The sequence below is a fragment of the Nocardia sp. NBC_00403 genome (assembly GCF_036046055.1).
Taxonomy (GTDB): Bacteria; Actinomycetota; Actinomycetes; order Mycobacteriales; family Mycobacteriaceae; genus Nocardia.
In genome coordinates, this window is sequence record NZ_CP107939.1 from 4,403,378 (window position 1) to 4,425,469 (window position 22,092).

21 protein-coding genes are annotated in these 22,092 nt (G+C 65.3%); 8 read left to right on the top strand and 13 right to left on the bottom strand.

The window, feature by feature from the left end; genetic code table 11:
- Positions 1–213: 213 nt before the first annotated feature.
- Complete coding sequence (locus tag OHQ90_RS19515; RefSeq protein WP_442941137.1) at positions 214–1,524, bottom strand: class I SAM-dependent methyltransferase; 1,311 nt, start codon at positions 1,522–1,524, stop codon at positions 214–216.
- 270 nt (positions 1,525–1,794) lie between these two features.
- Here OHQ90_RS19515 and OHQ90_RS19520 point away from each other — a divergent pair, with 270 nt between their 5' ends.
- The gene (locus OHQ90_RS19520; RefSeq protein WP_328399456.1) at positions 1,795–2,439 is read left to right on the top strand and encodes a class I SAM-dependent methyltransferase; all 645 of its coding nucleotides are present in this window, start codon (positions 1,795–1,797) and stop codon (positions 2,437–2,439) included.
- Between the two features lie 74 nt (positions 2,440–2,513).
- Here the strand turns inward: OHQ90_RS19520 and OHQ90_RS19525 are convergent, their stop codons facing one another.
- The 5 genes from OHQ90_RS19525 to OHQ90_RS19545 form a co-directional block, all read right to left on the bottom strand.
- Entirely contained in the window at positions 2,514–3,233 is a 720-nt protein-coding gene (locus tag OHQ90_RS19525; RefSeq protein WP_328399457.1) for a DsbA family oxidoreductase, read from the bottom strand.
- Between the two features lie 264 nt (positions 3,234–3,497).
- Positions 3,498–4,562, bottom strand: a complete 1,065-nt coding sequence (locus tag OHQ90_RS19530; protein ID WP_328399459.1) for a sulfite oxidase — start codon at positions 4,560–4,562, stop codon at positions 3,498–3,500.
- Complete coding sequence (locus tag OHQ90_RS19535; protein ID WP_328399461.1) at positions 4,559–5,932, bottom strand: FAD-binding oxidoreductase; 1,374 nt, start codon at positions 5,930–5,932, stop codon at positions 4,559–4,561. The genes OHQ90_RS19530 and OHQ90_RS19535 overlap by 4 nt, the downstream gene beginning before the upstream one ends.
- A gap of 549 nt (positions 5,933–6,481) precedes the next feature.
- Positions 6,482–7,774: an MFS transporter gene (locus tag OHQ90_RS19540; RefSeq protein WP_328399463.1), complete on the bottom strand. Its 1,293-nt coding sequence runs from the start codon at positions 7,772–7,774 to the stop codon at positions 6,482–6,484.
- Positions 7,774–7,998: an FAD-binding protein gene (locus tag OHQ90_RS19545; RefSeq protein WP_328399465.1), complete on the bottom strand. Its 225-nt coding sequence runs from the start codon at positions 7,996–7,998 to the stop codon at positions 7,774–7,776. Before OHQ90_RS19545 ends, OHQ90_RS19540 begins: the two co-directional genes overlap by 1 nt.
- Positions 7,999–8,111: 113 nt before the next feature.
- Here OHQ90_RS19545 and OHQ90_RS19550 point away from each other — a divergent pair, with 113 nt between their 5' ends.
- The 3 genes from OHQ90_RS19550 to OHQ90_RS19560 all read left to right on the top strand — a co-directional run bounded on the left by OHQ90_RS19550 (position 8,112) and on the right by OHQ90_RS19560 (position 10,022).
- Positions 8,112–8,696, top strand: coding sequence for a helix-turn-helix domain-containing protein (locus OHQ90_RS19550; RefSeq protein WP_328399467.1), 585 nt, complete (start codon positions 8,112–8,114; stop codon positions 8,694–8,696).
- 127 nt (positions 8,697–8,823) lie between these two features.
- The gene (locus OHQ90_RS19555; protein ID WP_328399469.1) at positions 8,824–9,432 is read left to right on the top strand and encodes a ClpP family protease; all 609 of its coding nucleotides are present in this window, start codon (positions 8,824–8,826) and stop codon (positions 9,430–9,432) included.
- Entirely contained in the window at positions 9,429–10,022 is a 594-nt protein-coding gene (locus tag OHQ90_RS19560; protein ID WP_328399471.1) for a ClpP family protease, read from the top strand. The genes OHQ90_RS19555 and OHQ90_RS19560 overlap by 4 nt, the downstream gene beginning before the upstream one ends.
- A gap of 46 nt (positions 10,023–10,068) precedes the next feature.
- On the opposite strand, the gene OHQ90_RS19565 is transcribed toward OHQ90_RS19560, so the two are convergent.
- The 3 genes from OHQ90_RS19565 to gndA form a co-directional block, all read right to left on the bottom strand.
- The gene (locus OHQ90_RS19565) at positions 10,069–10,455 is read right to left on the bottom strand and encodes a helix-turn-helix domain-containing protein (RefSeq protein ID WP_328399473.1); all 387 of its coding nucleotides are present in this window, start codon (positions 10,453–10,455) and stop codon (positions 10,069–10,071) included.
- Positions 10,456–10,672: 217 nt separating this feature from the next.
- Positions 10,673–11,986, bottom strand: a complete 1,314-nt coding sequence (locus OHQ90_RS19570) for a hypothetical protein (RefSeq protein WP_328399475.1) — start codon at positions 11,984–11,986, stop codon at positions 10,673–10,675.
- Between the two features lie 229 nt (positions 11,987–12,215).
- On the bottom strand, positions 12,216–13,661 hold the full coding sequence (gene gndA, locus OHQ90_RS19575; RefSeq protein ID WP_328399477.1) for an NADP-dependent phosphogluconate dehydrogenase: 1,446 nt from the start codon (positions 13,659–13,661) through the stop codon (positions 12,216–12,218).
- Between the two features lie 416 nt (positions 13,662–14,077).
- On the opposite strand from gndA, the gene OHQ90_RS19580 reads away from it, so the two are divergent.
- Positions 14,078–15,619, top strand: a complete 1,542-nt coding sequence (locus OHQ90_RS19580) for a flavin-containing monooxygenase (protein WP_328399479.1) — start codon at positions 14,078–14,080, stop codon at positions 15,617–15,619.
- A 16-nt stretch (positions 15,620–15,635) separates the two neighbouring features.
- On the opposite strand, the gene OHQ90_RS19585 is transcribed toward OHQ90_RS19580, so the two are convergent.
- From OHQ90_RS19585 to OHQ90_RS19600, 4 genes are all read right to left on the bottom strand, one after another.
- Complete coding sequence (locus tag OHQ90_RS19585; protein WP_328399481.1) at positions 15,636–16,787, bottom strand: aminotransferase class I/II-fold pyridoxal phosphate-dependent enzyme; 1,152 nt, start codon at positions 16,785–16,787, stop codon at positions 15,636–15,638.
- Positions 16,788–16,810: 23 nt separating this feature from the next.
- On the bottom strand, positions 16,811–18,031 hold the full coding sequence (locus tag OHQ90_RS19590) for a cytochrome P450 (protein WP_328399483.1): 1,221 nt from the start codon (positions 18,029–18,031) through the stop codon (positions 16,811–16,813).
- Positions 18,028–19,800, bottom strand: a complete 1,773-nt coding sequence (locus OHQ90_RS19595) for a non-ribosomal peptide synthetase (RefSeq protein WP_328399485.1) — start codon at positions 19,798–19,800, stop codon at positions 18,028–18,030. Before OHQ90_RS19595 ends, OHQ90_RS19590 begins: the two co-directional genes overlap by 4 nt.
- Positions 19,801–19,880: 80 nt before the next feature.
- Positions 19,881–20,702 (bottom strand): alpha/beta fold hydrolase, encoded by an 822-nt coding sequence (locus OHQ90_RS19600; protein ID WP_328399487.1) that lies wholly within the window; start codon positions 20,700–20,702, stop codon positions 19,881–19,883.
- Between the two features lie 110 nt (positions 20,703–20,812).
- On the opposite strand from OHQ90_RS19600, the gene OHQ90_RS19605 reads away from it, so the two are divergent.
- The 3 genes from OHQ90_RS19605 (at position 20,813) to OHQ90_RS19610 (ending at position 22,091) form a co-directional block, all read left to right on the top strand.
- Entirely contained in the window at positions 20,813–21,202 is a 390-nt protein-coding gene (locus tag OHQ90_RS19605; RefSeq protein ID WP_442941138.1) for a helix-turn-helix domain-containing protein, read from the top strand.
- Entirely contained in the window at positions 21,145–21,339 is a 195-nt protein-coding gene (locus tag OHQ90_RS39450) for an MmyB family transcriptional regulator (protein WP_442941139.1), read from the top strand. Before OHQ90_RS19605 ends, OHQ90_RS39450 begins: the two co-directional genes overlap by 58 nt.
- Positions 21,340–21,698: 359 nt before the next feature.
- A complete protein-coding gene (locus OHQ90_RS19610; RefSeq protein ID WP_328399489.1) occupies positions 21,699–22,091 on the top strand; it encodes an RskA family anti-sigma factor in 393 nt (130 codons plus the stop codon).
- The last annotated feature ends 1 nt before the right edge of the window (position 22,092 follow it).

Below are 22,092 nucleotides of genomic sequence, written 5' to 3' on the forward strand. Positions count from 1 at the left end.
GAAGGATGCCCACCGGCCACCCTGCGCTCGGCCGCGATGTCCGGCGCGGGAGCGCAGGCATTCATTCCATGTCGGGTCTGGTACTGCAGGCATGAGACACGCACCACGGCAAAGGCATTCGTTTCGGGTTGCCGACTGCGGCACCCACCTCGATCGGTTCGTGTTGGCGACCCGAATCACCGATCGGTCGGACGTTCGCCTCGAGCGGTGGGGTCAGCCCCAGGCGCGTCGGGTCGCAGGCATACCGGCATGTCCTTGTGCATCGGGCACGACGGCGAGCACCTGATGGATGCCGAGGCCGCCGTCCTCGAAGCCGAGGGCCGAGGCCGCCATGTAGAGCCGCCACACCCGTGCGCGGCCCTCGCCGACCAGTGAAACCGCCTGATCCCAAGCCTCTTCCAGATTGGCCACCCAGGTGCGCAGGGTCAGCGCATAGTGCTCGCGCAGCGACTCCACATCGCGCACTTCGAAGCCCGCGCGCTCCATGGCCAGCACGACCTCGCCGACATCGAGGAGTTCGCCGTCCGGGAAGACGTAGCGTCCGATGAAGGAGCGGCTACGCATGGTGGACCCGCCGGCCGAGGAGATCGCGTGGTTGAGCAGCCGTCCTTCAGGACGAAGCAAGGTGCGCAGGGTGTCGAAGTACTCCGCGGCGCGCTCGGTTCCGACGTGCTCGAACATGCCGATCGAGGAGATGGCATCGAATGTCTCGCCACGGAGTTCGCGATAGTCGGCGAGTCTGATCTCGACGCTCGCGGACATTCCCGCCTCGGCGACGCGCTCGCGCGCGAGATCTGCCTGTGCCTTGCTGATCGTGACACCGACCACCTGCGCGTCGTACGTCGAAGCCGCGTGCATCGCCATGGAGCCCCAGCCGCAGCCGACATCGAGCAGCCGCATCCCCTGCTGCTCGGCCAGACCGAGTTTGCGGCAGATCAGGTCGTGCTTGGCGCGTTGGGCGTCTTCGAGCGACAGCGCGGCATCCGCGCCGCGACGACCGTCGTCGCCTGGTGCGGCGAACCGTGCGCAGGAGTAGGTCATGCTCGGCCCGAGCACCAACCGGTAGAAGTCGTTGCCGACGTCGTAGTGATGGCTGATCGCCGCCGCGTCGCGGCGTGTGGTGTGCAGCTTCCCGCGCCGCGGCCGTGCCTCCTCGGGAGGTGGCTGCGGCGGTCGACCGAGCGTGCCGAGTTGCCGCGCCGCGCCGACGGCTTTCCACGCGGCGTCGAGACCGAGGCGGGCGTCGCGGGGCGCCGTCGACTGCAGTGATCGAAGGATCTTGAAAAGATCGCCGTCGAGATCGACAGTGCCGGAGACGAAAGCGCGGCCGAGGCCGAGTTCGCCAGGCGCCCACACCAGGTGGCTGAGCGCGTCCTTGGATCGCACGCGCATCGTGCCCGGATACTCCCCCTCGGGGTGGATTGCGCTTCCGTCCCAGAACTCGAACCCGATCGCCGGTCGGGGCCCGAGTGCGGCGCGCAGCAAAGGTCGAAACACGTCGGCGACTGTTGGCTGGTGGCCCATACGAACCACTATGGCCCGCGCAGTCCGCTCAGGTGGACACCGACTCGGCAGAAGAGCCGAACAGATATGTCAATTCATGCACGCGAAGAGCAGCAGTACACAGGTGGTGCTGAGCAGCGGCGACCGCCGCCTCCGCGGAATGTCGACGACCGGAACGGCACGCAGCAGCGTGGGGTGTATCGCCATTCGTCGCCGAGAACGTGTTTCCGCCGCGCGGCGCTGTCCTGATCGGCCTGGGGGCCGGGTCGCACGCACACTAGGCTTGCCGGGGTGAGCCGATTCGCCTGGGACCACAACGCGTACTACCACCGGGCCTTGCTCCGTCACCTCCCGACGCCGTGTGCGGATGTGCTGGATGTGGGTTGCGGCGCAGGCGCTTTCGCCACTGCGCTCGCTGCCCGAGTGCACCACGTCGATGCGCTCGACCGCTCGCCGGAGATGATCGCGGCGGCCGAACGCACGGTGCCCGACAATGTCACATGTGTGCGCGCCGACTTCCTGCGCGATGACATCGTCCCCGAAGGGCGTTATGACGCGGTCTTCTCGGTGGCCGCGCTGCACCACATGCCGCTTGCGGAAGCGTTGCCCCGCATGGCGGCAGCACTACGCCCCGGCGGGGTGCTCGCCGCGATCGCACTGCCCAGGACCGACCTGCCCCGCGAACTCCCCATCGAGCTCGCCGCACTCGCCGCGCAGCGAGTATGCGCCACGGTATTTGCTACGGCCAGGGCCACGAGCGGAGGCGATTGGTACGCACGAGAACCCACGCAAGGCGAGATGCCTGTCGTGCTCGACCCGTCCCTGACGACGCGCGAAGTCCGCGACGAGGCGACTGCGGTCCTGCCCGGCGCGGACGTCCGCCGCTTGCTCTTCTGGCGCTATCTTTTGGTCTGGCGCAAGCCCCCGGAAGGCTAGCGGCGAACTCTTCCGCGGTGGAAGCCGCCCGGGTGCGCTGTTGCGTCGCGATCCGGATTCGGCTGTCGCGCAGTTCAATCGTGAGCGGGCAGCTCGCATCCATCCGGACCACAGACGTCCGCACCGCCGGCCATCTGCACGAGGGGTTCACGATCGCCCCATGCCTGATCGAGAGCTTGGGCGAACACCGTGGATGGATGGGCGCCGGAGACGCCGTACTTCCGGTCGATGACGAAGAAGGGCACACCGGTGGCGTCGAGCTGCGCTGCCTCCTGTTCGTCGGCGCGCACCGCGTCGGCGTAGGCATCGGGGTCGGCGAGCACCGCGCGGACGCCCGTTTCGTCGAGGCCGGCGCCGATTGCGATCTCGGCCAACCGCTGGTGGTCGCCGAACAAGGACTGCTGCTCCGCGAAGTTCGCGCGGTAGAGGGCGTCGAGCAGCTCGTCCTGCTTGCCCTTCGCCAGCGCGTGGTGCAACAGCCGGTGCATATCGAAGGAGCTGCCGTAGTCGCGCCCCTCGGTCAGGTACGGCAGACCGAGCTCGGCGGCCTGGGCGCCGATGCCGCGTTCATTGGCCGCCGCTTGCGCCTCGCTGATCCCGTATTTGCGCGCGATCTTCGCGATCACCGGACCTGATTCGTCGGCCGACAGTGTCGGATCCAATTCGAACGAACGATGCACCACCTCGACGTCGTCGTGGTGCGCGAACTCCGACAACGCCCGCTCGAAGCGTGCTTTCCCCAGGTAGCAGAAGGGACAGTTGATATCGGTCCAGATCTCGACCTGCACGGTCATCCTCTCTCGTCGTCGCCCCCGGCCACCATCTGGCAACATCTCGGCGACCGCATCTGTTCCCGCCATCCGTGATGCGGTCGTGATCGGTGCGCCGCGGGTGGTTGTCTACGTCGTCGGCGACATCGCCGACACCGAGTCGATCACCGCCTTCGTAGAAAACCCCCTGGCATTCCGCAAACGCCCGCGCCGGATGCACGTCGTCGCGGTATCGCGCGAAACGCGATGGGCAAGGCGCGGAAGAAGCTGCTGCTTTCTTGCCGCTGATCAGCGGACCGTGACGGCGACGCTCTGAATCGAATTGTTTCCCATGCCCTGGAGGTTCCACACCGGTGCGGACGGCTGGATGCCGCCGTCGGCATCGGTGGCGCGGCAGCTCAGCAGATACTCACCCGGGCGGGCGTCCCACACGTAACTCCACCCGCGCCAGGCGAATTCGGCGAGCACGGGACCCAATATTGCGTCCTGCCACACGCCATCGATGCCGACCTCGACGCCTGCCACGGGGGCGGTGCCGCACCACGCACGGCCGCGAATCGTGACGGCGCTCGCTTCGACCGTGCGCCGCCGAGTCTGGAAGTCCGGAATTCCTGGTGGAATCATCAACGCACGCAATCTAATTCGTGATACGGGCTCCCCGGGATCGTGATTGTGCTGTTGGTAGCGGTAGGCCGACGTTTGCTGGAACCCGGTGAACGGCTGGTCGACGACCTCTATCTCTCGCAGCCATTTGACGCTCGTCATGCCATACCACCCGGGTACGAGCAGCCGCAGCGGAAAGCCGTGCTGCGGCGGCAAAGCCGCGCCGTTCATCTCGTACGCGAGCAGCGTTTCGGGTCGGCCGCATTCGCCGATGCCGAGCGAGCGCTGGTAGTTGTGCTCGACGTTGTCCTGGAAACCGCGATCGGCCCCGGTGAAGACCACCTCGACCGCCCCGTCTCGCACACCACACTCGTCGAGGATGCCGCGCAGCGGTGTGCCCGTCCACGATGCGGTGCCGATCGCCTCCAGTCCCCAGGGCTGGCTGACGTTGCGCGGGTCCATCGCGGTGCGTCCATTGCCGGCGCATTCCAGGGTGACCGGCGTCGTCGTCGCGGGCCGGGATCTGATGTCTTCGACAGACAGCTCGAGTTCTCGCTCGACGCTTCCGGTGACGCGCAACCGCCAGGTCGATGCGTCGACCTCGGGTATATCGAAATGAATCAGCAAGTAGTGCATGCCGATCGGCGTGAGGTCGTAGCGCATGCCTTCCAGCGGCATGCCATGGTTGCGCGTGGCAAGGGCGAGCTCGTCGAACCGCACGCCCTCTGCACGCGAGATGAGCTCGGTCATGTGCCCGGGCTGATGTTCTGATTGAGGTGGAACAGGTTGTCCGGGTCATAGGTTCGTTTGGCCTCGGTAAGCCGTTGGTAATTCTCGCCGTAATTCTCGGGTACGCGGGACCGGTCGTCGTCGTCCATGAAATTGATGTAGCCGCCGGGCTCGGAGTGTGGTGCGGTCGCGTTGTAGTAATCGCGAACCCATTGAATGCGCTCTGCGTCGTCGGCGGGATCCTGCCAGGAGGCCAGAATCACGGTCGCGAACGTCGCGTTGCGATAGGGGAATGCGCTGTCCGCTGCCGCGACTCGGTGGCAGGCGCCGTTGATCGGATACATATGCATTGTCGCGCTCACCTCGGGCACTTTCGGGCCGTAGATCAGGTGTTGTTCGATGGCAGCGTCGGTCAATTCGGTGACGAAGCTGCCTTTCCAGTAGCTGCGGATGCCCTTGGGGAAGATCGCGTCGAACGCGGTGTTCAGGGCTGGATAGGGCATCGGCCCGACCATTTCGCCGACTCTGGGCGCCAGGTCTCGGAACGGCTGCATCGCTTCTTTGCCCTTGTCGAGCGGTCCGGCCCAATGCACGATCGCGGCGCAGAGCGTGTCGCCGTGCCGGTCGGCGGGGATGAACTCCAGCGGCGGAGCGATCTGGAAGGCGGGAAATGCGCCGTAGGCTTCGGACGCGACGGGGATGAAGTCTCGGAAAAAGCGCAGCAGCGCCCCTGCGTGCTCGAGTTCGTAGAAGAACAGGCCGACGTAGACCTCGTCGACGGGGTGTAGCCGGTACTCGAACGACGTGACAACGCCGAAGTTGCCACCGCCGCCGCGCAGCGCCCAGAAGAGGTCTTCGTTCTCGGTCGGGCTCGCGGTCAGTGCCTGCCCGTCGGCCGTGACCACATCGGCCGACAGCAAGTTGTCGATCGTCAATCCGTATGCGCGGGAAAGATATCCGATACCGCCACCGAGGGTGAGCCCGGCAATGCCGGTGGTCGACACGATCCCGCCGGTCGTCGCGAGCCCATAGGTGTGTGTCGCGTAATTGAAGTCGCCCCAGGTTGCCCCGGCCCCGGCTCGTGCGGTGCGAAACCTCGGGTCGACGTGCACCCAGCGCATCAATGACAAGTCGATGACGACGCCGCTGTCGTTGGTACCGAATCCGGGCGCGCTGTGCCCGCCGCCCTTGATCGAGAGATCATGTCCTGCGTCGCGCGCGAAGTTCACTGCCGCGACGACGTCGGCGACTTGCTCCGGTCGAACGATGACCAGCGGACGGCGATCGAACATTCCATTGTGGACCGTGCGTGCCTCGTGGTAACCCGGATCGTCGGCGGTAATGACAGGTGCGCGCACCAGCTCACGCAATTCTTGCAATGTCGTGCCCATCGATATTCCCCTATCGTGCGGCGAATGGCGCGTAAGCTTCGGCACTGCTCGAAAATTCGGCCGAAATCGCTTGTCGCGATTCGGAATTCGGTGAAAGGTCGAAGCGCTCGTCTGCGTTCCGGGGTCTCGCCGCTGGTTGCCTGTATCGAATAAGAATCTCGCCGATCTCCCGACCCGCGTTTGCGTCCATCGATAGTGACGGAGGTAGCTAAGTATAGGACTCGAGCGGCGCGAAGAGTTGAAAGCCCGCTTCCTCTTGCGTTCGATGTGCCGACGCCTGCTGTGGGCAGATGACCGCGACAAGACCAGGCCCCAGCTCATCTGTGTCCAGCTGGGGCCTAGTTGTATTTCAAGCGGCCCGTTCGGGCAATTCACCTACGCAAGGTTTCGATGCACACGTACAGGAGTTTCTATCTCTGCGACGACGTAGGCGATCGGTCGGGTCTTGCATCGCTGGACCAGGCGTCGGCGGCCTTCAATGTCGAGCGGGGCGTTTGAGGTGCGTCACTGCTGTCTCCTATCGAGTCCCAACCGGCTGTGGCGGCCTTGTCACGCGCCGGACGGTTGGTTGTTCAGGCGGTGGGTGATGTCAGCTGTTGCCCGTTGCCCGTTGCCCGTTGCCCGTTGCCCGTTGCCCGTTGCCGTTGATCGTGCCTGTCGTGCTCGGTCAAGGAGGATGAGCGGGACAGCGGCTGCGGCGAGAGCGGTTCCGATCAAGTACACCGAGGTGAGAGTGGCACCGTGTGTGAGTGTCGCGGCGGCTAGCGCGGGTGTGATGCTGATGCCCAGCTGGAAAGCCGACACGGTTGTGGCGCCCGCGATGGTGGGGGCATCGGCCGCGATGGCGAATACGCGCCCGTAGAGGGCGGGGTTGAGCACGAACGCGGCGATACCTGTCAGGAACACCGCAGGCGCCACTGCCCAGATCTGCTCGATCACGACAACCATGACGACCGACAGAATCACAACGCCGACCGCGCCGGTGATCAGTGCGAAGTGAGGGCGCTGATCGGAGATCCTGCCACCGATGGAAAGTCCGATGAAGGCGCCCACCCCGAAGAGCGCCAGGATGGCCGGGATCCAGACCTCACGGATACCAGTGATGTCGGCGAGCATGGCCGCGAGATAGTTGAACGAGATCATGTACGCCGCGGTGGTCAGGATGGTGATCCCGTATACGCCCCACAGCGATGGGTTCCGCATCGTGGCGAGTTCCCGTGACAGGCTCGACCCGGTGGCCGGGTCGGTGGCCGATGTGCCGGCGGGGAGTCCGACTACGCAGGCAATGGCTCCGGCGAGGGTCAGGGCCACGACGGCCCAGAATCCTCCGCGCCAATCGGTGAAGTGGCTGAGCAGCGTCCCGGCGGGACCACCGGCGACCATGGCTACGCTGAGGCCGCTGACCACGACGCCGGACGCGCGAGCGTTGCGGTCCGGGGTTACCAGGCTGATCGCGGTCACCGACGCCACAGCGAAGAAGCCGGCGTAGGCGAGTCCGGAAACGACCCTGGAAAGCAGCATGACTTGGTAGTTGCCCAGCAGGCCGACGATGATGCTGACGGCAAAGACCACCTGGGTCGCAACCAGGGCGGTGCGACGTGGCCAGCGGAGGCTGAACACGGCGAAAAGCGGCCCGCCGAAGACAACGCCTAACGCGAACGCGGTGATGAGCATTCCGGCTGAGGAGAGCGCGACGTCGAGGTCGGTGGCGACCGCGGGCAGGACTCCAGCCATCAGGAATTCAGCACTGCCCATCGCGAACAGGCTGAAACCCAGCAGGTACACCCCGGCAGGCAGCCTGTCGGAGCGACTGGTCCGGGACGACTCTACGGTGGTGGCCATCAGCAAACACACTCGCTCGGCGACATGCCATCGCGTGTCAGGTACCCGTGCATGTGGTCGGCGGATGCGTTCCGGGGTGGACCACCATCAACGACCAAGGTCGCGAACTGTGCTCTCGCGAGTACGACGCCGGCTGATAGCCCAGCAGCCCCACCACCGATAATGATTGTGTCCCAAAACACCTCTGACACTGAGTTGTTCGTTGTATCCGTTGTTGCGTCCATTTGGATCACCTCCGAACCGGAGCATCAGGGGTGTCACCCGAAACCAACAAACACTGTTGCTGAATCCGGGACACATTGATCGAAATCCGGGACACATTGATTGACTGGATCTCATGGAAGAGCAACCGAGTGTCGATGCCGTGATCGAGCAGATTGCTCCCCGGTTGCGGCGCGCCCGCGAGAAGAAGGGCGTCAGTCTGTCCGACCTCGCCCGCGCTACTGGCATCTCGACCAGCACCCTGTCCCGACTGGGATCAGCTCAGCGCAAGCCCAGCCTCGAACTCCTCTTGCCGATCACCGCTGCCCTCGGCATCCCACTCGATGAGATCGCCACAGCACCCCGGATCCTCGACCCTCGCGTGCCGCAGCATCCCACCAGAAAAGACGGCCGAGTGCTGATTCCACTGTCGCGTCAACAGGGGGAACCACGTGCATACAAGATGACCATCCCCGCACACGACCAGGAACCCCACCTGCGGACCCACGCAGGCTACGAGTGGCTCTACGTGCTCCGCGGACAACTCCGCGCCAAACTCGGCGACCACGACTTCATCATGGGCGGCGGCGAAGCCTCCGAGTTCGAATGCCAGGTTCCACACTGGTTCGGCGCCGCCGGACGCGGCAGCGTCGAAGTCCTCAGCCTCTTCGGAAAGCACGGCGAACGCATCCACGTCCGCACCCGCGCCCAAAAACGCTGAGATGTCATGCCTTCCCGCCGGATGTCATGGTTGCGTCGCGGGGCGAGCTCGTCGTCGCTGCTGTGGGCAGATCTGCTCACGGCAGCGCGAGCCGCTTTTCGGGCTGTCGGTGCGGCACGGTGGACGTATGGCTCACGACGACAACAACACTCGAATGTTCAGCTGGCGAGCTCGCGAGCAACTGCTCAGCCGCCGCATACTCGTGCTCGACGGTCCGCTCGACGACGACAACGGGACGTTGCTGATGACACAGCTGCTCACGCTCGCCGCGGAGGACCCGGAGGCAGGTATTTCGCTGTGGATTCATTCTCCCGGCGGCTCGGTGCCCACGATGCTCGCGATCCGTGACGTCATGCGGCTCGTGCCATGCGAGGTTTCCACGCTCGCACTCGGATTGGCATGCAGTGCAGGGCAATTCCTGTTGTCCTCCGGCAGCAGAGGGCATCGTTTCGCCTTGCCGCGCGCCAGGGTGCTCATGCATCAGGGCTCGGCCGGCATCGGTGGCAGCGCGGTCGACGTCGAGGTCCAGGCCGAAGACCTGCGGTACACGGTGGACACCGTGCTCGGCATCATCGCTGAGGACACCAGGCAGCCCTTCGACCGGATCTACGAGGATTCGCTGCACGACCGCTGGTTCACCGCGACACAGGCCAAGGAGTACGGCTTCATCGACCACATTGTCGACTCGTTCGGGCAGATCGTGCCCCAACGCCAGCGGATCGGAATATCGGCATGACCAGCTACACGATTCCCAATGTCATCGCGCAGCATCCGCGCGGCGGTGAGCGGATCACCGACATCTACTCGCACCTGCTCGCCGAGCGGATCGTCTACCTCGGCACGCCGATCGACTCGGGTGTGGCGAATGCGCTGATCGCACAGCTGCTGCATCTGGATTCGGAGGCACCTGAGCAGGAGATCAACCTGTACATCAACTGCGAGGGCGGCGACCTGTCTGCGATGCTCGCGGTGTACGACACCATGCAGCACATCGGCGCACCGGTGCAGACCACCTGCGTCGGTCAGGCCATCGCCGTCGGTGCGGTGTTGCTGGCGGGCGGGGCGCCCGGTCGCCGCGCCATGCTTCCGCATGCCCGAGTGGTATTGCACCAGCCCGCCTCGCGCGGACAGGGCGCGATTCCCGACCTGATCTTGCAGGCCGACGAGCTCGTGCGGATGCGCGCGGAGATCGAGTCCATCCTGTCCAAGCACACCGGACAGCCGCCGGAACGGCTGCGGCACGACACCGACCGCGATCGAGTTTTCACCGCGCAGGCCGCCGTCGACTACGGTCTCGTCGACCGCCTGCTGGAAGCGCGCTCCTGACTCGGCGGCGCTGAATTGCCCTGCGACACCAGATGATCAGGAGTGGCTAGGCCGCGAGCGCCAGCATTGTCGGCGCGGTGCCCGACTGCGGTGTGGACCGGGGGAGAAGGGTGAGCCGGCGATGAGCGCGCAGTTCGTCGGCCACCTGCTCGGTCAGTCCCCCGAGGGTGGTGCCGAGAGCCCCGGCCAGCGCGGCGATCATCTCGCTCGAGGGTTCCTTGCGACCACGCTCCACCTCGGACAGGTATTGCGGTGAGACGCCGGCACGTCCTGCCGTTTCGGCGATGGTGTCGCGCTGGTCCTGTCGAAGCGTGCGTAACTGTTGTCCGAGCACTTCACGCCACAGCGGCTCCCGTTCGGACTGCTGCTCCGGTCGTCGACGCTGCTCGTCGCGTCCACCGGGGATCGAGTGCAGTCTCGGATGCTCGGTCATAGTCAGAGCGTAAGGCCACCTCGGCCCAGCGTGCCTAGTTATTACGCTCTGGGCGTACGAACTCTGTCGACGATGTTCGGCCCACTGCCACGACCGCTGTCGGGTCAGGTCAATCGGTCGGCCACGGTGCCGAGGCCCCGCCGATCCATCCAGCTCGGCTGATCCACCTCGGCCGGGAATTGAGCAGGCTGGGGCGATGACATCGTTCGGCTACGTATCAGCCCGGGCCGTCGGCATATTCGGCGATCTGCTCCATCACTTCCTGAAATTCCGCCGAGACGTGCAGTTCGAGCTCGTCACCGGACTCGCGAACCTCGGCAGCGAGTTCGATGATGCCGTCGTTCCACCAATAGACCGACGGGCTCACGGGGGAAGGCCGCTCGGCGTGCGTCACCATCGCCATTTTCGCCAGCGTGCCCACGGTGACATAGGCGTCCGTGCCATTGAGCGGGTGAATAAAGACCGTGCCCTCGCACGGGACCACGAATGCCGCACCCCAGTGTCCGACCACTGGATACGCGCCGAGCCAGCGCACATGTGCGCTGGCATAGTCGCCCGAGCCATAGAGGCCGAAGATCCGCTCGCCGTCTTCGTCTTCGAGATCTTCGACTGTGAGAAGTCCGTCGTCGTGGGTATTGTCCTCCGCGAGCTCGAACAGGTCCTGTTCCTGAATCTGCCAGTGGGACAGGCGGTCATAGGTGACCGCGACGATCGTATTGACCTGATCGATCACCACCCGCTGCGCGAGTCCGGGAGCAAGGGTTCGTGCCACGACCGGGATGCCGACGTCCGCCATATCCTCCGGGTACATCCGTGCCCGCAGTAATGGTCGTATCCGTTCGAAGTCGTCCAGGTCGAGCGGGTCCGTCGCCGCGACGTCCAGCTCGGCGAACATCGTGCTCAGATGATCCGCCACCAAGGCGGGCCACTGGTCCTGCGGCTCCGCGGCGATCTTCCGGCGCAGATTGTCCAACGGCAGCACCCAGTCGGACGCCCCGTCTCCGGACAACAGCAATTCGTCGGATTCGATTGTGCAGGAATAGCCGCGGTTCTGCACGATCGTCTCGACCAACGTGAGCAGCAGATCTGCGGAGTCGGCGCCATGCCCGGCCTCGATGCGCGACCACAGCCGGGTGAACTGGTTGCCGTCGCGGACGCGGACGGCTTTGGTGATGTATTCCATGGGAGCCAGTTGCGCAGCGTCCGCTTCGAGTGCGACACACGGCGTGCCCGCGTATTTCCCCTGCCCCCAGAGCCACTCGCCGCCACCTGCTCGCAACAGCGTCTCGCCGAGGTACCCGACGGCGGCCTTGACGACGGGTAGGGCAGAGGGTTCCTTCATGACGGCCGGATCCGGCAGTGCCGCAAGGACGAACTGTTCCAATTCGGCCAACGACTCCGGCGAGTAGTCGGCGAAGAACCCAGCCGAATAGGTGGCGAACACATCCGCAACCAACGGCGCGAGCTGCCGCCGCCAGGCCGCCACCCGCTCTTCATCGGTCTCGGCAGGTACGTCGATCCAGAAGCTCACATCACCACTCCGCTAGGCAAGGCAACACGAGATCCCGCGCGCCGCACCGTTTTCTACAGCCTCGGCGCGAGGTGAGCAACCGTCGGGCTTGCCAAGGCTGGGATCCACAGCGGCCGGCTGGTTCGACGCGAGGCAGGCGCCGACACTCTCGGCTGAGGTCTTGCGCCACAGCATGACCGGCGTGGGCGGCAACCGCACGCCGGTCGTGGCTGTCGATATCGGCTTGGTGTCAGTCGGCCGAGACTTCGCTGCGGTCACCGCTCCAGAGGGTGTGGAACTTGCCTTCGGCGTCGATGCGCTCGTAGGTGTGTGCACCGAAGAAGTCGCGCTGGCCCTGGGTGAGTGCGGCCGGGAGACGCTCGGCCCGCAGGGCGTCGTAGTACGACAGCGACGAGGCGAATGCAGGCACCGGAATGCCGAGCAGGGTTGCGGTGGAGACCACGCGCCGCCAGCTGTCGATGGCCGTTTCGATTGCTTCGCGGAAGTACGGAGCGAGGATCAGGCTCGGCAGGGCGGGGTTCTCGTCGTAGGCCTCCTTGATCCGGTTCAGGAAGCGGGCCCGGATGATGCAGCCGCCACGCCAGATCGTGGCCAGGTCGCCGGGGTGCAGGTCCCAGTTGTATTCCACACTGCCTGCGGCGATCTGATCGAAGCCCTGCGCATAGGCGACGACCTTCGACGCATAGAGCGCCTGCCGGATGTCTTCGGTGAATTGCGCTACGTCGGTCGGCTTATCGGCCAGCTTGCCGGAGGCGAGGCCGACCGCGGCTTTGCGCTGGGCCCTGGACCCGGACAGCGCCCGCGCGAACACCGCTTCAGCGATACCGGTCACCGGAATCCCGAGATCGAGCGCAGCCTTCACCGTCCAGCGGCCGGTGCCCTTCTGCTCAGCGGCGTCGACGATGACATCGACCAGCGGCTTGCCCGTCTTCGCGTCGACCTGTTCGAGCACCTCGGCGGTGATCTCGACGAGATAGCTCTCCAGATCGCCGGAGTTCCATTGGGTGAACACCTCGGCGATCTGCTTGGCGCCGAAGCCGAGTGCATCGCGGAACAGGTGGTAGGCCTCGCCGATCAGCTGCATGTCGGCGTACTCGATGCCGTTGTGGACCATCTTGACGAAGTGCCCCGAGCCGTCGGGCCCGATGTGGGTGCAGCAGGGCGTGCCGTCGACCTGCGCCGCAATCGATTCCAGCAGCGGGCCGAGCGAGTCGTAGGACTCCTTCGGGCCGCCGGGCATGATCGAGGGACCGTTGAGCGCGCCCTCTTCGCCGCCGGAGATGCCCGCGCCGACGAAGTTCAGTCCACGTTCCTTCATGGCCGCTTCACGGCGAATGGTGTCGGTGTAGAGCGCATTGCCGCCGTCGATGATGATGTCGCCCGGCTCCATGGCCGCCGCGAGCTCCTCGATGACGGCGTCCGTCGGATCGCCCGCCTTGACCATGATCAGCACCCGGCGCGGCTTCTCCAGCGCCGCGACGAATTCCTCGATGGTCTCGGTGCGCACGAAGTCGCCGTCGTCGCCGTGCGCCTCGAGCAGGGCGTCGGTCTTGGCCACGCTGCGGTTGTGCAGCGCCACTGTGTAGCCGTGCTTGGCGAAGTTTCGGGCGATGTTGCTGCCCATGACTGCCAGGCCGGTAACCCCGATCTGTGCGCGCGCTGTAGAGGTCGCCATGAATCCGCTCTCTTCGTTCGACAGGTGCAATGTGCGTGACCGCGCGAAGCTGTTCGGCCTCGACCTTTCTACCCCTTCGGTCGCCTCGATGACGAACACACCCGCCGAGTCGATGGGTCGGGCTTATTCCAGGTGGTCGCGCCGGAGTCGATTCCCCCGACTGGTAGCTGTATGTGTGCTGTACCTAATTATCTACGTTCGTAGGTGGAGTAGTAGATCTGTAGCTATCTCTTGTCAGGCTTAGTTCGTGCAATGTACCAGCGCGGTCACTACCCGCTCACGCCTATGAGACAACACACTGCCGAACTGTTACTGGTTTTCGATTTCATAACCAGTAACCTGTTGTCAACGCTGCAGCGGATAGTTTGCTGACGCAAGTGATGTCCACCGGTGCGGCCGTAGAATCGAGGAACGTCATGGACGAGCATCTGGATCTGAAGGTGGTGATCGTCGGCGGTGGGTTCGGCGGACTCGGCATGGGGGTCGCGCTGAAGCAGGCGGGAATCGACAGCTTCGCGATACTGGAGAAGGGCGGCGATGTCGGCGGGGTGTGGCGGGAGAACACCTATCCCGGCTGCTCGTGCGACATTCCGTCGCACCTGTACTCGTTCTCGTTCGCGCCGTACCGCAGCGCGAGGACGCGGTACCCGGGCCAACAAGAGATCCTGGCTTATCTTCGCGGAGTGGCCGACAGCTACGACCTGCTGCCGCACCTGCGCCTGCACACCACCGTCGCCGAAGCGTCCTATCGCGAGGACATCGCTCGGTGGGAATTGACCACCGGGACCGGACAGCGCATCGTGGCCGACCTCCTCGTCTTCGCCGTAGGCCAGTTGCATCGCCGCTATATCCCCGACATCCCGGGCCGCGCGGACTTCACCGGCGCGGCCTTCCACTCGGCGCACTGGGACCATTGCCAGGACTTGCGCGGCCGGGATGTTGCGGTGGTCGGCACCGGATCCAGCGCCGCGCAACTGCTGCCGAAGATCGCGGCCGATGCCCGCACGGTGACCGTGTATCAGCGCACTCCGCACTGGGTGTTGCCGAAACCGTCGGCCGAGTTCGGCTCGATCAGCCGCTGGGTGTTGCGGACGCCGGGCGCTCACCGGCTCTACCGGCGGGCCCTGTACTACGGCGCCGACATCGTGTTGGCCCCGATCATGCACCGCGGCTGGTCCGCCCGGCCGGCCCAATGGGTGGCACGCACCCACTTGCGACGACACGTCAGTGATCGGGCACTACGCGCGGCCCTCACTCCCGACTATCCGATCGGCAGCAAGCGGATCGTTTTCGACAGTCGGTTCTATTCCACCCTGGGCCGGGAGAATGTCGAGCTGGTCACCGATCCCATCGCGCGCGTCACCCGGAACGGGATCGAAACCGGCGACGGCACGCATCGGCGCGCGGATGTCATCGTGTGGGCCACCGGTTTTCGGGCGCCGGAGTTCCTGACGCCGATGACGGTCCGCGGACGGGGCGGTCGACTCCTGCACGAGCAATGGTCGGATGGGGCGGAGGCGTTTCTGGGGTTGGCCGTGCCCGGATACCCCAGCGCATTCCTCATCGCCGGACCGAACTCGTTCAATCCGGCGGGCAGCAACCCCGGCATGAAGGAACACCAGATCGCCTACATCATGGCCTGTCTGAGGTGGCGCGACGCGATCGGCGCCCCGGCGATCGAGGTGAGCGGCGACGCGATGCAGCAGTACCGGCAATGGCTGGCACAGGCCATCGCCAAAACCGTGTGGCCCGCGACCGGCAGGAGTTGGTACAAGCACGAGAACGGGCGCGTCACCAACCCATGGCCGGCCTCGGCACGAACCTTCGCACGCATGCTGCACCACCACCCCGCGGAGGCATTCGTAGCTGTCGCAACGAACGTCGATGCGACGGTGACGCCGCTACCGATCCGCCAGCACCCCCCGACCCACGACGAGGCCACACCGACGGCATCGTGACCAGGACGGTCGGTGGCTATCGACCATCGGTCGCGACGTCATGGCACAACTCGTCGATCACCTGCTTGCGCACATGGGACACGGTGACGATGCGAGCGCGGTCGCCGACGGTGGCCAAATGGTATTTCCGACAGATCCATTCGGCGGGCCGGTCGAAAGTGACCATGATCGACAGGGGATTTCGGGAAGGACGCAGCCCGGCGTCAGCGAGTTTCTCGACAGCCCGCTCGGCCATCTCGAGGGAGGTCTGTGCGGTCAGCTCCAGCCCCGCCATCCCCTGTGCGGCCAATGACTGCCAGATCAGTGCGACAGCCAGCCCACTGCGACATCCGGCAAGGGTGGCATCGGTCGCGCCGATGTACTCGCCTGCCACTTCCGAGCTGACCAGTTCGGACCGGCACAGCGCGAGTGCGCTCGGCATCGGCATGCCGAGCGCCTTGTGCATGCACACCGTGACGCTGCCGACTTCCTCGCGCACGAAACCCCACGACGCCCGCTCGGGGGTGAACGGCAGGATGAGTCCGCTCAATGCCGCATCCAGGTGCACATACACCCGGCCCGCCGCCGATGCCGCCGTGATGATGGCGTCCACGTCGTCGATCGCGCCCGTCATGGTGGTGCCGATGTTCGCGACAACGACGGCGCCGCGGCCTGTGTCTGCGGCGCACGCGCGGGCCAGCGCGTCGATGTCGATCCGGCCCTGCTCGTCACAGTCGACGACGACCAATTCCTTGCGCATCAGTTTGGCGCTCTTACGGACCGAATAGTGGGTTGCCCGACTGCAATAGATTCTGGCTTCCGGTAGCAGATCACACCCGCGGTCGAGGCCGAACTGATTGGCCTCGGTGCCGCCGCCGGTTACGTATCCGTAAGTCCGGCTCGGATCTCCATTGGCGAGCCGGGCGACGAAGTCGACGACGGCCAGCTCCATGTCCTTGACGCCGACGCGCGCTTTGTCCTCGCTGTCCGGGTCGCCGACATTGGTGGCGAAGATGTCGAGTAGTCCGGCGAACCTGCTGAAGCCGAAGTCGAGATTGGCGGGGAACCCCACGATGTAGGGCGCTTCGGCCCGCATCTCGGCAATGAAGGCGTCCAGCGGCGCGCACGATTCCTGCGCCGGTCGAGGGGAGCGGCCGATCCGGTACCGGTCGGAGTTCGAGAGATTCATGTGTACCGCCTGATGGGGGAGAGCTATACGAGCTCGATCGGCAAGGTGGCATACCCGTGCAGAAAGTTCGAATACAGCGGTCGTGGTCTGCCGGTGGGGATGATGGTTCGGGCCGTGCGCCGCATCTCGTCCAGCACGATCGCAAGCTCCAAGCGGGCCAGATGCGCACCGACGCAGAAGTGCGGACCGTACCCGAATGCCAGATGGGGATTGGGCTTTCGATCGAACTGCACCGCATCAGGGTCGGAGAATCGGGTCTCGTCCCGGTTCGCGGAGACATTCCACATCGTGACGATTTCTCCCGCCGTGATGTGCGTGCCGTGTATTTCTACGTCGGTGTTCGCGACACGTCCGAAATGCATGGTGGGAGCGAAGCATCGGATGATCTCTTCGACCGCCGTGCCGAGATCGCCCGCTGCCTCGAAGCGGTCCCATAGGCGCGCATCCTCGGCGAAGGCGTGTACCGCGTTGATCATGGTCAACCGGCTGGTCTCGTCGCCGCCCAGAATGATGCTGTAGCAATTGGTGACGATCTGCTCGTCCGACAGTGGCGCGTCCTCGAATTCCTCGCCGATCAGCGCGGTGATCAGGCCTTCGGCCGGGTGTCGGCGCTGGTCCTCCACATGGTCGAGCAGGCACAGCAGTATCTCCTGGCGCGCGGCCAAGGCCGAGACATCCGACTGCGCGGCGTCTTCGGAGCTCAGGGCCTGCTTGGTCAACGACACCAGCAGGTCGTGATCACTGTCCGGAATGCCGAGTAGGTCGCAGATGGTCCAGATCGGGATCCGGGAGGCGATCTCCTCCGCGAAATCGAAAGCGCCCGAACCCGACCATTCGGCCAGTAATCGCCTGGTGCGTTCCTGAATGCGGGGTGCCAACGCGCGCACCGCATCTCGTGTCAGCGCCGCTGTCATCAGCCGACGCAGGCGGGTATGCCGGGGTGGGTCGGTCACCGCCAGCATGGCGCCCGCCGCGTTGTCCCGACCCGCCAGCAGGGTGAGCAGGACGTTGCCCCGTTGCGAGGTGAATCGCTTGCTGTCGCGGTATACGGTCACCGCCGGGTCGTAGCCGCAGACCACCCAGAATCCGGGGTGGCCGGATGCACCCTCGTGCCAGAAGATCGGATGCCGCCGACGTCGGTCGCGCCAGAATTCCGACATGTCGGCGCGCAAGTGTGTCGTCGGTTCGGTGAGATCCCAGACGTGCGTGTCATCCGGGCTCGTCGACCGGACTGCTCCGGTCATCTCCCGATCACCAACTCCGGTTCCGAAATCGACAGCAGCGCAGCCAGTTGCGCGGGCGACGGGGCATCGAGCAGCATCCGCATCGTCATGCGCGCGCCGAGGACTGTCCGGATCCGGCGGGTGAGTTTGGCGGCTTCCATTGATTCACCGCCGAGATCGAAGAAGCTGTCCGCGGGATGGAACTCGGGCAGGCTCAACGTTTCCGCGAACAGTTCGCACAGCACCCGTTCCGCCGGTGTCATCGTCTCCGGCGCGGTGCGGTGGGAGCCGGTCTGTCGGACCGATTCCGTCACAGCGGCGTAGTCGGTCTTTCCGTGCGGTGTGCGCGGCAATTCGGGGCGGATCTCGACGCGATCGGGCAGCAGATAGCCGGGGAGGTGTTCGGTGAGGAAACCCTTGACCTCGATCGCACCGATCGCATCGTCGACCACGATGCAGCAGACCAGCTGCGTGTCGGTCGACACCACGGCCGCCTGGCGCACACCGGGGCACCGCAGTGCGATGGTTTCGATTTCACCGGGCTCGATGCGCCGACCGCGCAACTTGATGCGTCGGTCCATGCGCCCGAGGAATTCGAGCTGGCCATCGGGGAGCTGCCGGACGAGATCGCCCGACCGATAGAACCTTCGGCCGGTCACCAGGTCGTCGATGAACGCCGCCGCGGTCTCCTGTGGCAATCCCAGATATCCGTGTGCGACTCCGAGTCCGCCGATCCAGAGCTCGCCCGCGGCACCCGGCTCTGTGTCCGTGCCGTCGTCACCGACGATCCGCAAGGTGGTGCCCTCGATGGCGCGGCCGATCGGGATGGGTGGTGCCGCACCGACCAGCGGATCACTGATGGTTGCACACACGGTGGTTTCGGTGGGCCCGTAGGAATTGATGAGATGGTGCCGGACGCTCCACTCCTCGACCACGGCCGAGTTCGCCGCCTCGCCCGCGATGATGAGTCGCAAGCCGGGCGGCATCTTGTGCTCCGGTATCGCCGCGAGCACGGAAGGCACCATGATCGCGTGGCTGATGCGATGCGCGACAATGACTTCGGCGATGCCGACACCGTCGGTCAGCGCATCATGCGCGGCGAACACTGCCGTCGCTCCCGCGCCCAGTGTCGAGGTGATTTCCGCGATCGAGGCATCGAAGGAAGCCGGGGCGAATTGCAGCATGCGTGCGCCGGGCCGGAGTTCGAGTGCTGCCGCGGTAGCGTCCGCCATGGCCGCGATGCCTCGATGCGGCACTGCTACGCCCTTCGGTGCACCCGAGGAGCCGGAGGTGAAGATGACGTACGCGAGGTCGTCCGGGTCGATGGCCGGGTAGGTCGGTGGATCCTGTCCGGCGGCATCCACGGTGTCGGGCGACAGGATCGTCACTGTGACAATCTCTTCGGGTAGCGTCGGCGGTGGATTTCCCGGCTCCAGCAGGGCGAATCGAATCGCGCACGCTGCGAGCATGGATCGCGTTCGTTCCGGGGGTTGATCAGCGGCGAGTGGTACATACACCGCGCCGAGACGCCAGATCGCCAACATTGCCGCGGTCGTGTAGGGATTGCGTCGCTGTGGCACCACCACGGCGACCGAATCCGACTCGGCAACACCGGCTTCGGTCAATTCCCGGCAGATTCGACCGACCCAATGATCCAGATCCCGGTAGGTCAGCGTTAACTGGCTACCTATCAGCGCAACCTCGTGCGCGACACCGAAAGTTTGTTCGTCTAACCGTTGCAACCAGGACCGATTCGGTGGTTGGAGCGGCACCTCATCAGGTGTTTGCACGGTCGTGACTGTAAGCGACCGACCGGTCCGACGCGTTACGGCACCACCAACAATGGGAATAGCCTTGAGTTTACAAACACTCAGTGATCTTGGTTACCCCGGCTGGACAGGAAGTCGATCACCACGCGATTGACTTCCTCGGGACGCTCGAGGTATCCGAGATGACCGCATCGATCGATTTCGACATAACGGGCGCCGGGTATTGCGGCGGCAACTTCCCGGCAGTACATCGGTGGCGCAAGTTGATCGTCGGTGAAGCCGATGATCAAGCTGGGCGTGGTGATTCGGGTGTAGTCGTGGAGTCGATTGCGGGAGTAGTCGATGTCGAGTTGCGCACGTACCCCGGGCGCTGCCGTCGCCGAGGCAGAGAATTCGAACATGTCGAGCCAGTGCTCGGCTGCTGCCGGATCTTCGAGCGTGCGGGGTGACAGATTGAGGGTCGCCTTGATCGCCGCCGCGTACTGGGGTGGCAATCGAACGTCCTGATCGTGGAGCGCCGCCTCGCCGGCATTGAGTGCGAGCAGCATCGGATGTGGGCGACCCGCGGTCGCCATCATGACCGCGTGATCGACCAGTTCGGGGTGTTCGAGCGCCAGGTCTTGCACTACGAGTGCCCCGAGTGAGGTGCCCACGACATGCGCAGGCGCACCCAAGTATTCGATCAACGCGGCCGAATCGGCCACCATATCGCCGAGGGTGATGCCGTCTGCGCCCTCCTCGGACGGAGCGATCCCTCGATTGTCCACCGTCGCCACCCGGAATCCGGCCGCTACCAGGGCGGGCACCTGGTAGGTCCGCCACACTCGACCAGGACTGCCGCTTCCCATGATCAGCAGGACCAATGGCCCCTCGCCGACCACGTGGTGGCTCAATCGGATTCCATTGACGATCGCTATCGACATGAGCTTGTGAATACCACCTGGTCCGCGGGCTCGGCGAGCCGCGTCGAGCCCGACTTCCGGGCCGAAAATAGCAAGCGTGGCCGTGCTTCTGCGGCCGCTGCTTCCCAGTGATGGGAGGGGTGATCAGCTATGGACCAGACTTCCTGCGTACCCGGCGGGCCAGAGCCGATCCGGGGTCGGTCGGCATTCCCGTCGACTCGCGCCGCCGAGTCGAAGGGCTGCGTCGTGAGGAGGTCGCGCACCTGTCCGGCGTGAGCGTCGACTATTACGTGCGCTTGGAGCAGGGACGGGCCACGCAGCCCTCCGCGCAGGTCCTGGACGCGCTTTGTCCGGGTCCTCGGGCTCGACGCGGTGGAGAGCGAGCACCCGCCCCGGCTCGCGCGCAGGACGCAGCGTGCGGCGAAGTCGGCGCCGGGGGCGGGTTCGGCCCGAGCTGGTACGCGTGCTCGATCTCATCGCCGAGGGCCCCGCGTTCATCGTCGACCACCGGCTCGCTGTGACGGCGGCCAATCCGCTCGCCGAAATGCTGTACAGCCGCCCGATGAAGGGCCTGAATTTCGCCAGGCACATCTTTCTGGACGAGGACGGCCGCACCCGCGACAAAACCTCCGGTCAGCGGGCGACAATGGAGTCATAGGACATCCTTCGGACATGGTGGCTTCGTGTCGCGAACACTGTTGGCTGCACCGGGATGGCTTCGAGCTCGACAGGTCGCGTTCCTCGATGCGGCAAGGTCGGGGTTCGTGACTCCAAGAACTCGTCGACCCCCGCACGTACAGTGGACCTGGCAGGTGGATCGGCGCGGCCATCGGCAGTCCGATGGTGCGCATCGACCTCGGCTGATCGGAGACGGACTGGTCGGTGCTGTTCGCAGACCCATCCGACGTTGCCGACGCGCCGAAGCCCTTATATGCAGGCAGCGACGCAGCATGACGGGTGGCGTATCCGCAATGGACCGAACCGAGGCCAGACTTGTCTGACCGGACGTGAGCTCCGATGACCGATACCGAGCAGCCTGTCGAAGACCTGCTCGATCTTGCCTATCCCTATGCGTTGGATGCGGTCGACGAGCCTGGGCGACGGTATATCGAACAACGTGTTGCGAACGCCGACGCGGCGACGGCAGCGGCGTTCGCAACCTCGGTACGCGCTATCCACGAGACGCTTGCCGTCATCACCATTCTGGACGAGTCGACACCGCCGCCCGAGCTGGCGGTGCGCGTATTGCGCGCGGTCGCGAAGCAGACCGCGGAGATCGCGAGGCGCCGGGCCGAGTTGTTCGGCAGGCGGCGGTCGCAGCGACTGCGGCGGTCGGCCGCGGTTGGCGCCTTGATCGTCGGCGTGGGTGTCGCGGTGCTCATCGGGCGGCGCCGGCGGCGCGCAGCGTAGC

What these genes read in the sequence shown, in the direction of transcription:
- OHQ90_RS19515 (WP_442941137.1), bottom strand. Translation starts at nt 1,524, where the DNA reads ATGGGCCACCAGCCAACAGTCGCCGACGTGTTTCGACCTTTGCTGCGC.
- OHQ90_RS19525 (WP_328399457.1), bottom strand. Translation starts at nt 3,233, where the DNA reads ATGACCGTGCAGGTCGAGATCTGGACCGATATCAACTGTCCCTTCTGC.
- OHQ90_RS19530 (WP_328399459.1), bottom strand. Translation starts at nt 4,562, where the DNA reads ATGACCGAGCTCATCTCGCGTGCAGAGGGCGTGCGGTTCGACGAGCTC.
- OHQ90_RS19535 (WP_328399461.1), bottom strand. Translation starts at nt 5,932, where the DNA reads ATGGGCACGACATTGCAAGAATTGCGTGAGCTGGTGCGCGCACCTGTC.
- OHQ90_RS19540 (WP_328399463.1), bottom strand. Translation starts at nt 7,774, where the DNA reads ATGGCCACCACCGTAGAGTCGTCCCGGACCAGTCGCTCCGACAGGCTG.
- OHQ90_RS19545 (WP_328399465.1), bottom strand. Translation starts at nt 7,998, where the DNA reads ATGGACGCAACAACGGATACAACGAACAACTCAGTGTCAGAGGTGTTT.
- OHQ90_RS19550 (WP_328399467.1), top strand. Translation starts at nt 8,112, where the DNA reads ATGGAAGAGCAACCGAGTGTCGATGCCGTGATCGAGCAGATTGCTCCC.
- OHQ90_RS19555 (WP_328399469.1), top strand. Translation starts at nt 8,824, where the DNA reads ATGGCTCACGACGACAACAACACTCGAATGTTCAGCTGGCGAGCTCGC.
- OHQ90_RS19560 (WP_328399471.1), top strand. Translation starts at nt 9,429, where the DNA reads ATGACCAGCTACACGATTCCCAATGTCATCGCGCAGCATCCGCGCGGC.
- OHQ90_RS19565 (WP_328399473.1), bottom strand. Translation starts at nt 10,455, where the DNA reads ATGACCGAGCATCCGAGACTGCACTCGATCCCCGGTGGACGCGACGAG.
- gndA (WP_328399477.1), bottom strand. Translation starts at nt 13,661, where the DNA reads ATGGCGACCTCTACAGCGCGCGCACAGATCGGGGTTACCGGCCTGGCA.
- OHQ90_RS19580 (WP_328399479.1), top strand. Translation starts at nt 14,078, where the DNA reads ATGGACGAGCATCTGGATCTGAAGGTGGTGATCGTCGGCGGTGGGTTC.
- OHQ90_RS19585 (WP_328399481.1), bottom strand. Translation starts at nt 16,787, where the DNA reads ATGAATCTCTCGAACTCCGACCGGTACCGGATCGGCCGCTCCCCTCGA.
- OHQ90_RS19590 (WP_328399483.1), bottom strand. Translation starts at nt 18,031, where the DNA reads ATGACCGGAGCAGTCCGGTCGACGAGCCCGGATGACACGCACGTCTGG.
- OHQ90_RS19600 (WP_328399487.1), bottom strand. Translation starts at nt 20,702, where the DNA reads ATGTCGATAGCGATCGTCAATGGAATCCGATTGAGCCACCACGTGGTC.
- OHQ90_RS19605 (WP_442941138.1), top strand. Translation starts at nt 20,813, where the DNA reads ATGGGAGGGGTGATCAGCTATGGACCAGACTTCCTGCGTACCCGGCGG.
- OHQ90_RS19610 (WP_328399489.1), top strand. Translation starts at nt 21,699, where the DNA reads ATGACCGATACCGAGCAGCCTGTCGAAGACCTGCTCGATCTTGCCTAT.